The sequence below is a fragment of the Ochrobactrum teleogrylli genome (genome assembly GCF_037482325.1).
GTDB classification, from domain to species: domain Bacteria; phylum Pseudomonadota; class Alphaproteobacteria; order Rhizobiales; family Rhizobiaceae; genus Brucella; species Brucella teleogrylli.
Genome location: NZ_JBBHKQ010000001.1, coordinates 566,897 through 579,979 on the forward strand (window position 1 = coordinate 566,897; position 13,083 = coordinate 579,979).

Genomic DNA, 13,083 nt, shown 5'->3' on the forward strand with positions numbered 1-13,083 from the left:
AAAACCCCGGAATTTCCATTCCGGGGTTTTGTTTATTCAGCGGCAGTCACTTCTTGCCGATATTTTCCAGATCGTACGGCGTCGACTGGTAAATTTCATTGATCCAGTTGCCGAACAGCAGATGCGCGTGGCCACGCCAGCGGTTTTGCGGCGGGCGGGTCGCGTCATCGTCCGGGAAATAATTTGCGGGCACCTTGGTTTCAGGCTCAGCCTGAATATCGCGGAAATATTCGTCGGCCAGCGAAGTCGTGTCATATTCGACGTGGTTGAACATGTGCAGCGCCCGATGGCGTGGGTCTTCCAGCAGACAAAGGCCGGATTCAGCGCTATCGACGAGAACATTCAGGCCGCTATCCTGCGGAATGTCTTCCTTGCGCACTTCCGTCCAGCGCGAAACCGGAATGGTGAAATCGTCCGAAAATCCGCGCAGATAGGGCGAGGCCGGAGCAAGGTTCTGCTGGCTGTAGACACCGGAGGCCTTGGCCGGAAGTTCATACTTGCCCATGCCATGAAAATGATGGACGGCGGCTTGCGCCGACCAGCAGATGTTCAAAGAGCGGTGCACATGGGTCTGCGTCCAGTCGAAAACGCGCTGCAATTCATCCCAATAGGTCACTTCTTCGAAGTTCAACCGTTCCACTGGCGCACCGGTGATTACGAAGCCATCGAAGCGTTCGTCACGCACATCTTCCCATGGGCGATAGAAGGAGAGCATGTGATCGGCGGAGGTGTGGCGCGCGACGTGATTGGTAATGCGCACGAGCGTCAGTTCCACCTGAAGCGGTGTCGCGCCTAAAAGGCGGGCGATCTGCGTTTCCGTGGTCGCCTTGTTGGGCATGAGATTGAGCAGGCCGATGCGCAAGGGCCGAATGTCCTGACGCACGGCATCCGCCTCGCGCATGACCATAACGCCCTCGGCCTGGAGAACACTGGTTGCTGGCAGATCGTCAGGAATTTTTATCGGCATGATCGCGTCGGTCCCTAGTTCTGTCAGGTCGACGCGAGTGGCTTTATCCGCATAGTTGCCGGTTTGGCCACATCCTCCTTTTTCAGGGAGTACCACCTTGCCCGGAGCGGCAGGTTGGCGTTGGGCGTCTCCCCAACTCTTGATGTATTCGCACTTCTACTCAAACGCAGGCATAATGGCAATAGCTTTACGCAACGACAGCCGTGGCTGGAACAAATGTCCGCTTTCCACGTTGTTAGAAGTGCCCGCATACTGTCTCAGGCTCTTGTTTCGGTTTGAGGGCATCAGGGAGGGAGAAAATGAGCAACATCATATTTTGGACGGGCATTTTGCTTCTGCCGATCCTGGTGGGAACAGCGTTCGCCTATCTGCGTCACTATCATCACGAAGACGACTTCTGACGTAAAACCAGAAGCCGCCCATGGATTTAGAAGTTTCATGCGCTTTCGCGCATACCTTTTATTGCGTCGCTGAAACCAGCGAGAAGGCCACGCCCTTCGGGTCAAGACACTGGATGATCCACTCGCCATTCGGCACTTCTGTTGGCCCGAATGTTACTGTACCGCCCAGCGATTTCACACGTTCGGCAGCAGCGTTCGTTCCATCCACCATGAAATAAAAGCCCCAGCCATTTGGCACATTCGGCGGTGCGGTCATAATGCCGCCCGTATCTGCGCCGTTTACACTGAAGATCTTATATTTGCCCATTGCGCCCATATCGAAGTCGCGCGCCAGCTTCCAGCCAAACACTTTCTCATAGAAACCAAAGGCTTCTTCGCCATTCTTGGCATAAAGCTCATGCCAGCTCGGATGGCCCACCTTGCGCGAACCGAAATCAGCCGGAGGCTCCGGCCGGTCTTTCGGCTCGAACAGCGCAAAGACCGAGCCTTGCGGGTCTGCCACGACAGCAAATCGCCCGACACTTGGGATATCATGAGCCGGTTGCAGGATTTTGCCGCCTGCGGCCGTGACCTTCTCGGACATGGCGTCTACGTCGGCCACGCCGATATAGCCAAGCCAGCCGGGCTTTGTGTCACAATTTTCGCTCGGCATATCGGAAAGCGCCATCATACCGGCAACGGCACAACCCGGCGTTTCAAACAGCGTGTAATTCACGCCGGGGACACCTGAGTCTTTCGTGTTCCAGCCGACGACCTTGCCGTAAAAATTTGCGGCCTCGGCGGCATCTTCAGTCATCAGTTCGTACCAGACGAACGGTGATGCACCCTTGTTCATCGTCATTCCTCCCAGAATTTGAATTCAGCGTTCAGCTGCAGCAGCTGTGGTTTGCTGCAGGCGCGGCATATTCATCGTGGCGCCTCACGAAATGCATGGTGCTGTCTTCGTTGCGTCCTTTGGGTGCGCGGTCGAGGATCATGAGTGTGCTGATCCACTCCTCAATGCCGCGCGCATAGCTGGAATAGGTATGGTAGATCGTGCCGTCGTCGGCCTTGATGAAGGCGCTCATACCGGGCAGTTCATCATGCGCCTGTTCCGGCGGCAGCTTGTCGAAATTGTAGAAGACGCGCCCTTCTTCGATCTCGGCCTTGTCGAACGATACATGGAAATCGAAGTTGAAATCACCGCCATAGGACGACACCCATGGAAAGTGCCAGCCCATGCGGCGCTTATAGTCTTCAAGCTTCGCAAGCGGCCCACGCGAAACGGCAATGAGCGTGACATCGTGATTGTTGAGATGGGGCAGCGCGCCGTCGAGATTGTCGGCCAGGAATGAACAGCCGACGCAGCCCTGCTCCCATTCCGGCCCGAACATGAAGTGATAGACGACCAGCTGGCTGCGTCCGTCAAAAAGCTCTGCCAGCGTTCGGCGTCCTGTCGGGGTGTCGAAGACATAGTCTTTCTCCACCTTGACCCAGGGCAGCGCCTGTCTTTCCTGATTGACGCGATCGCGAAGATGCGTCGCTTCCTTTTCTCTGGCCAAAAGCGCGCGCCGCGCCTCCAGCCAGACTTCGCGGGATACGACTTCATTCATGATGCAAGTCCTCCTCCGCCCCCGGATGATAAAACGCCCAGTTTTTATAGGATATTTGCTTGACGATTTACATTGATATCAATATTAATGGATCATGTCAAACGCTGCCGAAGTTCCTTTTGAAACGACCCTATTGGTCAGAGACACCTGCCTTTGTCTGCATGTTCAGCGCGCGGCCCGCGCGCTTGCACGGCGTTTTGACGAAGCACTTCGTCCGGCTGGCATGACGAATGGGCAATTCTCCCTGATGATGTCGCTCAATCGACCCACCCCACCGCCAATGAAGCCGGTTGCCGAATTGCTGGCAATGGATCAGACTACCCTCACCGCCGCTTTAAAGCCGCTGCAAAGGCAGGGCTGGGTGGAAATACTGGTCAATCCCGCTGACCGGCGCGAGCGCCTGCTGCAACTGACACCGGAAGGCAAAGCGGCACTGGCGGCCGCTGTCCCCATCTGGACCTCCACGCATGCGGAAATCGAAAAGAACCTGTCGCAAGGCAATGGCGACCAGATCCGTAGCGATCTGATTGCGCTGTCGTTCTAAAATTTCAAAACTCGGCCTCAGATTGTCTGCAAGAATTCATGCAGCACGACGGCCTGATTGTGTTCCTCGTCCTTCGCGCCATAGAGTAAAGTCAGCGGCGTATCACCGGCCTTGGCAACCAGCGCTGTGAGATCCGGCAATTTATTTTGCAACTCGCGGTGATAGCGTTTCTGAAACTCGCCCCACTTCGCGGGATCATGATCGAACCATTTGCGAAGGTCTGTAGATGGAGCAACATCTTTTGCCCAGAGATCGATGGCGGCCTTCTCCTTGGTCATGCCACGTGGCCAGACACGATCTACCAGAACCCGGTAGCCATCGGCAGCTGATGGCGCTTCATAGATCCGTTTGAGGCGAATATCGGTCATGTTGAAATCTCCGCATCGTCGCTACTGTCACTTGTTTAGCGTAGCTGCGCGGAATAGGCGACAACAGAAGCGCCACGCGGGGGCACAGCGCTTCTGTGTCTCGCAGGATCACGCGGCTTTGCCGAGCAAACCGTGCGGATCAAGGACGAACTTTTTCGCCACACCCTGATCGAAGCTTTCATAACCGGCTGCCGCATCTTCAAGCGAAATGACTTCCGCATTGACAATTTCGGCAATATTCAAACGCCCGTGCAGGATCGCCTGCATCAGTTGCCGGTTATATTTCAGAACCGGCGTCTGCCCGGTGTGGAACGATTGCGCCTTGGCCCAGCCAAGCCCGAAACGAAGCGACAGGCTTCCCTGTTTGGCCGCGCCGTCCACCGCGCCCGGATCTTCCGTCACGTAAAGTCCCGGAATACCAACGGACCCGGCGGGACGGGTGATTTCCATCATCTGGTTCAGCACGATGGCAGGCTGCTCACCACCGCTATGGCCTCTGGCTTCGAAGCCCACCGCGTCAATGGCGCTGTCAACCTCGTTGCTGCCGGTGACTTCCGCAATCATGTCGCCCAGACGGTCGCTGGCGGAAAGGTCGATCGGCTCGAACCCGACCTTGCGGGCATGTTCCAGACGTTCCTTGTTGAAGTCTCCGACCATCACGACGGCAGCGCCAAGAATGCGCGCGGAAGCCGCCGCCGCCAGCCCGACAGGTCCGGCACCGGCCACATAGACCACCGAACCGACACCGACACCCGCCTTGACCGCGCCGTGAAAGCCCGTTGGCAGAATATCCGACAACATGGTCAGATCGCGAATTTTCTCCATCGCCCGGTCGCGATCCGGGAATTTCAGCAGATTGAAATCGGCGTAAGGCACCATGACATAGCGGGCCTGCCCGCCGATCCAGCCACCCATATCGACGTAGCCATAGGCGCCGCCAGCGCGTGACGGATTGACGGTCAGGCAGACGCCTGTGTCCTGCTCCTTGCAGCAACGGCAGCGACCACAGGCAACATTGAACGGCACGGATACGATATCGCCGACATCAAGCATCTCGACATCTGCGCCCTTTTCGATGATCTCGCCGGTAATCTCATGACCAAGCACAAGTCCGGGCATCGCCGTCGTGCGACCGCGCACCATATGCTGGTCCGACCCGCATATATTGGTCGAGATGACTTTGAGAATGACACCGTGACCGAGTTTCCTCCCATCAGGTGCAGACAGCACCGGGTCTTCGATATCACGGACTTCGACTTTTCCGGGTCGCATATAGACGACGCCACGGTTCCTGCTCATGTCTACCTCCTCCAGGTTGGACAACAAACGAAGATGTCAGAAGTGAAAACGTAACGGCGATGGGAGCAATGCTCAGTCTCAATCGCGACACGTCTCATTCAATTTGCACGCCGCAGAACAGCCGTCATAATTGCGAGTGATGATAATAGAACATTGTATATATTAGCGAAGCAGCTTGACTCTGGGTTGTGCGCAAGCTTCACATGACGCGGATTCTTTCCGCTCTTCCAGGGGACATTGGTCGGGCATGAAATCGCAAGGAGAGGCAGATGCTTAACGGTTTCAAACGGCAACTCGGGCGTGCGCTATCGGCACAGATTTTCCTGACGCTGGCTGCAATCACCGGTTTGACCGCAGGGCTTGCGATTGCGCCTGCGCCTTCGAACGCCGCTGAAACGCGCCGTATCGAGATAACTGAAGATAGCGATTATTTCGGCTTCGACCTGCGCACCCAGAAGAACCTCACGCTGGACCAGTGCAAGAGCACCTGCCTCGGTGACAATGCCTGCCGTGCCTTCACCTATAATCCGAAGGTGAAGTGGTGCTTCCTCAAGACGGATTTCAACAAGCTCAATCCCTCTGTCGGTTCCATTGCGGGTAAGGTTGTATCGGGCGCGGCCAAGGACACCGCCAAAGCTGACATTGGTGCCCCACCGGCCATCACCTTCTTCGCTGACAATCTTGTCGACGAAGCGCGCCGTTTCCGTACCTCTATCCTGGCTGCCGACAGCAGCGAGGGCCTCAGCACCCTGAAGGCCGATGCAGCCACGGCGCTCGCCAACAGCGACCCGCGCACGGCGATGGAAAAGTTTGCAGCCGCAGCGGGTGCTGCTCCTGACGACAGCGCGCTCTGGACCGGGCTTGCTCTCGCCACTTTGGCGACCGAGCCTTCCAACAGCGAAGAGACGGCCAAGTTCAAACGCGACGCCACATCAGCAGCCTGGAACGGCTATCAGACCTCGCGCAGCAAGACCGCGCGCGCCGACGCGCTGAACGCGATGGCGCAGGCGCTTGACCGTCGCGAGCTGTCCCGCCCTGCGCTTCAGGCCTATGATGCGAGCCTCAATCTCGTCAATTCAGCTTCCGTTCGCGCTGCCTATGAAGACCTCAAGGCCCGCAAGGGTTTCCGCATCGTTGACCACAGCGTCGATAATGACAATGCGTCGCCGCGCATCTGCGCCCAGTTTTCCGAAGAACTGGTCAAGAGCGGTGCCGACTATTCCAGTTTCGTGACGCTGGATAGCGCTGCGCCCAAGGCGATTGAAGCCAAGGATCGCCAGATTTGTGTCGAAGGTCTGGAACACGGCCGCACCTATAGCGTGACGTTCCGCGCCGGCTTGCCTGCCGCCATTGGCGAAACGCTGCCAGCGCCGGTAACCCTGTCTGTCTATGTGCAGGACCGCGCACCCTCGGTACGCTTTACTGGCGACAGCTTTGTGCTGCCTGCCAAGGCGCGTCGTGGCATTCCGCTGGTCAGCGTGAATATGGATGCGGCCAAGGTGAAGCTCTATCGCATCGGCGACCGCTCCTTGGCGCAGCTTCTGTCTGGTTATCATTTTCTGCGTCAGCTCGACGGCTATGATGTCAGTACGGTTTCCGACCAGATGGGCGCGCCCGTCTGGGAAGGTGAGATCGAAACGGCTGGCGGCGAGCTGAACAAGGAAGCCACCACCAGTTTCCCCATCGATGAAGCACTGCCGCAGCGCAAACCGGGCGTTTATGTGCTAACGGCAGAACCGATCAAGGCAAGCGGTGAAAGCTATGACACCAAGGCAACGCAATGGTTCGTCGTATCGGATATCGGCCTTTCGACCTATGCCGGTCAGGATGGCATCAATGTCTTCGCGCGATCACTTGAAACGGCTGAGCCCCTTTCCGGCGTCAAGCTGACGCTGCTGGCCCGCAACAATGAAGTGCTGGGTGAAGCGACAACCGATAGCGATGGTCGCGCCACCTTTACCGCCGGTCTCACCCGCGGCTCCGGCGGCTTGGTTCCCGCCGTCATGATGGCCAATCAGGGCGAAGACGATTTCGTCTTCCTCGATATGGCGCGTGCTGGCTTCGATCTCTCAGATCGCGGCGTCACCGGTCGTGCAGCGCCCAAGGCGCTCGACGTCTATGCCTGGACCGAACGCGGCATCTATCGTGCAGGCGAAGTGGTTCATGCCGCTGCCCTTGCCCGGGACGATGCGTCGCTCGCCGTGGACAATCTGCCGCTGACCTTCATCTTCACGCGCCCAGACGGCGTGGAAGACCGCCGCCTCGTCTCGGACAGCAGCAAGGCTGGTGGACATTCCGTCGACCTGACACTGCCCGCCAATGCCATGCGTGGCACATGGAACCTGAATATCTACACCGACCCCAAGCAACCGGCGGTCGCATCGCAGATGTTCCTGGTTGAAGATTTCGTGCCAGACCGCATCGAGTTCGACCTGACATCGGACAAGCCGGAAATTGCGAGCGGCGAAGCTGCCAACGTGACCGTCGATGGACGTTTCCTTTATGGTGCGCCCGCAGCCGGTCTGGCGCTGGAAGGCGAAGTCACGCTTTCAACCAAGCGCGACTGGGACCGTTTCAAGGGCTATTATTTCGGTTTGGCCGATGAAGGTCAGGGCGAAGCTACCCGTCTGCCACTCGACCAACTGCCCAAGGTTGGCGACGATGGCAAGGCGACATTCCCGGTCGTGATTGATGACCTGCCATCCACCACCCGTCTGATCAATGCAGCCGTCACCGTTCGCATGCGCGAAAGCGGCGGTCGTGCTGTGGAACGCAAGCTTGACCTTGCCGTTCGTCCGCAAGGATCGATGATCGGCATCCGGCCAGATTTTTCCGGCGATGAAGTACCGCAAGGCGGCACCGCAAAATTCAGCTTCATCGCTTCCGACGCCAAGGGCAACCGCACCAACATTGACGGCGCGGTCTGGTCCCTGGTGAAAGTCGAGCGCAATTACCAGTGGTATCGCAGCGGCAATAGCTGGAACTACGAGCCGGTCACATTCACCAAGTCGGTTGCAACCGGCAAGATCGACCTCAAGGCCGATGCTGAAGCCAGCATCACCCAGCCGGTCGATTGGGGCCGCTATCGCCTTGAAATCGAGACTGGCGATGCTTCGGGTCCGGCTTCAAGCTACGAATTCGACGCGGGCTGGTATGTGGCCGCAACCTCGACGGAAACGCCCGACGGCCTCGAAATCGCGCTCGACAAGGATCATTATGCAGCCGGTGAAACCGCCAAGCTGAAGGTCAGCCCACGTTTTGCCGGTGAACTGCTGATCACCATCGGCGCAGAAAAGCTGCTGACGACCATCAGCGAAAGCGTTTCGGCGGATGGCGCAACCATCGACATTCCAGTCGGCGAAGACTGGGGTGCTGGCGCTTACGTCACTGCAACGCTGTTCCGTCCGGGCAGCGCGCAGGAAAGCCGCATGCCCGCCCGTGCTATTGGCCTCAAATGGCTGAAGGTTGATCCTGCCGACAGGCAACTGGCAGTCAAGCTGACGCCACCGGAGAAAGCCACTCCGCGCGGCACGCTCTCGGTTCCCGTTTCTGTGGAAAATGCAGGCGGCGAGCAGGCCTATGTCATGGTCGCCGCTGTCGATGTCGGCATTCTGAACCTGACACGCTATCAGCCGCCTAATCCGGACAACTGGTTCTTCGGCCAGCGCCAGCTCGGTCTTGAACTGCGCGATATGTATGGACGCCTTATCGATGGTTCGCTGGGCACCACCGGCAAGCTGCGCACCGGCGGCGACGGCGGCAACATGGCAGCTGAAGGCAGCCCGCCGACTGAAAAGCTGGTCGCGCTTTTCTCCGGCCCGGTCGAGCTGGATAGCGATGGCAAGGCAACCATTGATTTCGATATTCCGCAATTCAACGGCACCGTCCGCGTCATGGCCGTAGCTTGGACAGTCAAGGCCGTGGGTCACGCTTCCAGCGATGTGATCGTGCGCGATCCGGTGGTCATTACGGCTGGTCTGCCGCGCTTCATGGCGCCGGGAGATCAGGCGACACTGCGCCTCGATATCGCCAATACGGACGCGCCCGATGGAAATTACCGTCTTAGCGTCGAAACGAGCGACAATCTCGGCACGGAAATCGGCTCTTATCCCGACACGCTTGCGCTGGCCGGTGGCAAACGCCATTCCGTCGCTGTGCCGCTCAACGCGCAGAAGACCGGACAGGGCAATATTACGATACGCCTTGCCAATGATGCCGGACTGGCCATCGAACAGAAGCTTTCGCTGCCGGTGCGTCCCGTCGATCTGCCAGTCACGACACGTCAGGTGGTCAGCCTTCCGGCCAATGGCGGTAGTCTCAAGATCGATGGCGGCCTGCTTTCCGAAAGCCTGCTCGACGGTGCTTTCGTGAGCGTCGGCGTCACCCGCAGCGCGGCGTTCGACGTGCCGTCGCTTCTGATGGCGCTTGATCGCTATCCTTATGGGTGTGCTGAGCAGACCACGAGCCGCGCCCTGCCCTTGCTTTATCTGAGCGAGATGGCGGCAGGCTCCGAAGCAAGTGCTGGCCTTGGCGATCAGGATGAACTGAAAAAGCGCGTGCAGGACGCCATCTATCGCGTGCTGAGCTATCAGTCTTCGTCCGGTTCGTTCGGCCTGTGGGGACCGGGTTCCGGCGACCTGTGGCTTGACGCCTATGTCACCGACTTCCTCACCCGTGCCCGCGAGAAGGGCTATGTGGTTCCGCAGGAAGCCCTGCTCTCGTCGCTGTCGAACCTGCAAAATGCGCTCGGCTATACGACCGACGCCAAGGAAAAAGGCAACGAAATCGCCTACTCGCTCTATGTGCTGGCGCGCAACAAGAAGGCTTCGGTCGGCGATCTGCGTTATTACGCGGATACGCAGCTCGACAATTTTGCAAGCCCGATGGCGATTGCGCAACTGGCCGCCGGTCTGGCGCTTTATGGCGACCAGCAGCGTTCGGACCGGGTGTTCAACGTCGCTCTCGACCGGGCAAGCACCAATACGGCATTTGACTATAATCGCTCCGATTATGGTTCGCGGCTGCGTGATGGCGCGGCCATGCTGGCGCTGGCCGCCGAAAGCAAGCCTGCGCCGAAAGTGCTGCCTTCGCTTGTCACGCTGGTCGGTTACGAACGCGACCAGGCGAAATATCTCAGCACGCAGGATCAGGCGTGGATGCTGCTCGCAGCCCGTGGTCTCAAGGAGAACAATGCAGCGATCAATCTCGATATCAACGGCACGGCCCATGAAGGCGCTTTCTCCGAACGCGTCAATGGCAACGCGCTGGAAGCTGAACCGCTTGTTCTGACAAACAGGGGCAGTGATGCAGTGGACGCGGTTGTAACAGCCGTTGCGCCGCCCGCGCAATCGCTGCCTGCCGGTGGCGAAGGCTTCAACATCGAGCGTGCCTATTACACGCTCGATGGACAGGAAGCCAACATCACCAGCATCAATCAGAACGAGCGTTTCGTCGTGGTGTTGAAGATCGACGATCTGCAACAATGGCAGTCGCGCCTGCTGGTCACCGATCTTCTGCCAGCCGGTCTGGAACTCGACAATCCGGGCCTCGTTTCGAGTGCCGATCTCGGCAACTTCCCATGGCTCGAAAGCACGCAGGCCGCGCATCTCGAATTCCGCGATGATCGCTTCGTCGCTGCGTTTGACCGCTCGGCAGGTGAGAAAAAGCAGATTGTTCTTGCCTATGTCGTACGTGCAGTGACGCCGGGGCTTTACACCCATCCGGCGGCGACCGTCGAGGACATGTATCGCCCGCAATATGCTGCGCGCACGGCGACTGGTATGATGGAGGTCACTGCGCCGTAGGACGGGCTTTCGGATAAGATATGAAACGGCGTTGGAAAATAGCAATTGGCGGTGCCGCACTTCTCGGCATCGCCGCCGTTGCGACGATCGGCCTCGACTGGCTTGACCGCGCTTTTCCACCCCCTTTGCCTGAACGCCTGACCATATCCACCGAAGTCATGGATCGCGACGGCGAGCTGTTGCGCGCCTATGCGACACCGGACGGCTATTGGCGTCTCAATACACGCATTGAAGATGTCGATCCGAAATTCGTGAAAATGCTGATCGCCTATGAGGATAAGCGCTTTTACGATCATAGCGGTATCGATCTCTGGGCCTTGGCGCGCGCAGCGGTGCAGCTTGCAGGCAACCAACGCATCGTATCCGGCGGCTCCACCCTCTCCATGCAACTGGCCCGGCTCATCGAACCACGCGAAAGCCGCAGCTTCGGCTCCAAATTCCGCCAGCTTGCCCGCGCCATGCAAATCGAGCGCCGTTTGAGCAAGGACCAGATATTAGAGCGTTATCTGACACTTGCCCCCTATGGCGGCAATCTGGAAGGCGTGCGCTCAGCATCGCTTGCCTATTTCGGCAAGGAGCCACTGCGGCTCACCACATCGGAAGCCGCAATGCTCGTCGCGCTGCCGCAATTGCCGGAACGTCGTCGTCCGGACCGCGCCGCCAGCACCGCACGCATGGCGCGTGATCGCGTGTTGACGCGAATGGTTCAGGCCGATGTTCTGACCAACGACGAAGCCGAACGCGGCAAGCGCGAGGCGATCTCCACCACCCGTCATGCTCTGCCTGCCCTCGCCGCACACTTTGCCGATCTGGCGCTCAAGAAAGCGCCGACAGAAGCCCGCCACGCACTGACGCTGAAGAAATCCGTCCAACGGGGTCTCGAAGCATCGGCCCGCGAGGCGGCATCAAAACTTGGACCCAAAGTGTCAGTGGCCATGGTGCTGGCCGATAGCCGCAACGGCAATATTCTCGGCGAAGTCGGGTCCGCGGATTATTTCGATGGCAGACGGCAAGGCTGGATCGACATGACGCGCGCCGTGCGTTCGCCTGGATCGACGCTCAAGCCATTCATCTATGGGCTTGCCTTCGAACAGGGCATGATTGCGCAGGAAACCATCATCGAAGACCGCCCGCAGGACTTTGCCGGTTATCGCCCGCGCAATTTTGACATGAGCTATCAGGGCGATGTCAGTATCCGGCAGGCGCTGCAAATGTCGCTGAACGTCCCGACCGTCAGCCTGCTGGACGCTATCGGTCCTGCCCGGTTGACCACGCGGTTTCGGCAGGCGGGTGTCAGCCTGCAACTGCCTAAGAACGAACCACCCGGTCTCGCCATCGGGCTTGGCGGCGCCGGGATCAGCCTGCGCGATCTTGTGCAGCTTTATACCGGCCTTGCCAATGGCGGACGTGGAGCCGCCTTGCGCGACGGAACCGAAACGGCGGAGCCGACGCAGCCATCCGGCCCTATTCTCACCGAACAGGCCTCATGGCAGATCGGCGATATTCTGGCCGGTGTCGTGCCTCCTCAAGGGGCACCCCGCCGTGGCCTCGCTTACAAGACCGGCACATCCTATGGTTATCGCGATGCATGGTCGGTCGGCTATGACGGGCGTTATGTTCTCGGCGTCTGGGTCGGGCGCGCCGATGGCGGTTCCGTGCCAGGGCTTGCCGGTTATGCATCCGCCGCGCCAATTTTGTTCGATGCTTTCGTCAAGTCGGGCGTGGTTTCCGTGCCGTTGCCGCGCGCGCCAGCCGGAACATTCCGCACGGCCCGTGCCGATTTGCCTGTTACGCAGACACGGTTTTCGTCGGCGAGCGATCCGCTCCCTGTGCTGAAAGCCGCAACCGAACCCGCACCGCGCATCATTTTTCCGCCCGATGGCGCGCATGTGGAGTTGAAAGCACTGACTGAAACCGCATCGCCGCTCGTGCTGAAATTGCAGGGCGGGCGCGCACCGTTTCGCTGGCTCGCCAACGGCAAGCCGGTAGCAGAGCCGGAACGCCGCCGGACCGCCACATGGCAACCGGACGGCACGGGCTACTCGACCCTGACCGTGATCGACGCCGCAGGCCGCGCGGCAAGCGTGAAGATTTTCGTGGAATAGCGC

The 13,083-nt window shown here is 59.0% G+C and carries 8 protein-coding genes and 1 riboswitch; of the genes, 3 read left to right on the top strand and 5 right to left on the bottom strand.

Annotated features, from left to right (window positions below; all coding sequences use genetic code 11):
• Window positions 1–46: 46 nt before the first annotated feature.
• The 3 genes from metA to WIX40_RS02785 form a co-directional block, all read right to left on the bottom strand.
• Window positions 47–967: a homoserine O-acetyltransferase MetA gene (gene metA / locus WIX40_RS02775; RefSeq protein ID WP_109367994.1), complete on the bottom strand. Its 921-nt coding sequence runs from the start codon at window positions 965–967 to the stop codon at window positions 47–49.
• A 41-nt stretch (window positions 968–1,008) separates the two neighbouring features.
• Window positions 1,009–1,118, bottom strand: a riboswitch (SAM-I-IV-variant riboswitch).
• A 308-nt stretch (window positions 1,119–1,426) separates the two neighbouring features.
• Entirely contained in the window at window positions 1,427–2,203 is a 777-nt protein-coding gene (locus WIX40_RS02780; protein ID WP_339438293.1) for a VOC family protein, read from the bottom strand.
• 31 nt (window positions 2,204–2,234) lie between these two features.
• Window positions 2,235–2,963: a DUF899 domain-containing protein gene (locus WIX40_RS02785; RefSeq protein ID WP_180917898.1), complete on the bottom strand. Its 729-nt coding sequence runs from the start codon at window positions 2,961–2,963 to the stop codon at window positions 2,235–2,237.
• A gap of 91 nt (window positions 2,964–3,054) precedes the next feature.
• Here WIX40_RS02785 and WIX40_RS02790 point away from each other — a divergent pair, with 91 nt between their 5' ends.
• Entirely contained in the window at window positions 3,055–3,504 is a 450-nt protein-coding gene (locus tag WIX40_RS02790; protein WP_171317313.1) for a MarR family winged helix-turn-helix transcriptional regulator, read from the top strand.
• A 17-nt stretch (window positions 3,505–3,521) separates the two neighbouring features.
• Here WIX40_RS02790 and WIX40_RS02795 read toward each other — a convergent pair whose 3' ends face one another.
• Window positions 3,522–3,872 carry a DUF488 domain-containing protein gene (locus WIX40_RS02795; RefSeq protein WP_339438295.1) on the bottom strand — a complete coding sequence of 117 codons (351 nt, stop codon included), beginning with the start codon at window positions 3,870–3,872 and terminating at the stop codon, window positions 3,522–3,524.
• Between the two features lie 108 nt (window positions 3,873–3,980).
• Window positions 3,981–5,171: a formaldehyde dehydrogenase, glutathione-independent gene (fdhA, locus tag WIX40_RS02800; protein WP_109367436.1), complete on the bottom strand. Its 1,191-nt coding sequence runs from the start codon at window positions 5,169–5,171 to the stop codon at window positions 3,981–3,983.
• A gap of 269 nt (window positions 5,172–5,440) precedes the next feature.
• Here fdhA and WIX40_RS02805 point away from each other — a divergent pair, with 269 nt between their 5' ends.
• A complete protein-coding gene (locus tag WIX40_RS02805) occupies window positions 5,441–10,975 on the top strand; it encodes an alpha-2-macroglobulin family protein (protein ID WP_339438297.1) in 5,535 nt (1,844 codons plus the stop codon).
• 20 nt (window positions 10,976–10,995) lie between these two features.
• The gene (gene pbpC, locus WIX40_RS02810) at window positions 10,996–13,080 is read left to right on the top strand and encodes a penicillin-binding protein 1C (RefSeq protein WP_339438299.1); all 2,085 of its coding nucleotides are present in this window, start codon (window positions 10,996–10,998) and stop codon (window positions 13,078–13,080) included.
• The last annotated feature ends 3 nt before the right edge of the window (window positions 13,081–13,083 follow it).

Bases quoted from the DNA above. Each gene is read 5' to 3' on its own strand.
- fdhA (WP_109367436.1), bottom strand. From the start codon at position 5,171: ATGAGCAGGAACCGTGGCGTCGTCTATATGCGACCCGGAAAAGTCGAA.
- WIX40_RS02790 (WP_171317313.1), top strand. From the start codon at position 3,055: ATGTCAAACGCTGCCGAAGTTCCTTTTGAAACGACCCTATTGGTCAGA.
- WIX40_RS02780 (WP_339438293.1), bottom strand. From the start codon at position 2,203: ATGAACAAGGGTGCATCACCGTTCGTCTGGTACGAACTGATGACTGAA.
- WIX40_RS02795 (WP_339438295.1), bottom strand. From the start codon at position 3,872: ATGACCGATATTCGCCTCAAACGGATCTATGAAGCGCCATCAGCTGCC.
- metA (WP_109367994.1), bottom strand. From the start codon at position 967: ATGCCGATAAAAATTCCTGACGATCTGCCAGCAACCAGTGTTCTCCAG.
- WIX40_RS02805 (WP_339438297.1), top strand. From the start codon at position 5,441: ATGCTTAACGGTTTCAAACGGCAACTCGGGCGTGCGCTATCGGCACAG.
- pbpC (WP_339438299.1), top strand. From the start codon at position 10,996: ATGAAACGGCGTTGGAAAATAGCAATTGGCGGTGCCGCACTTCTCGGC.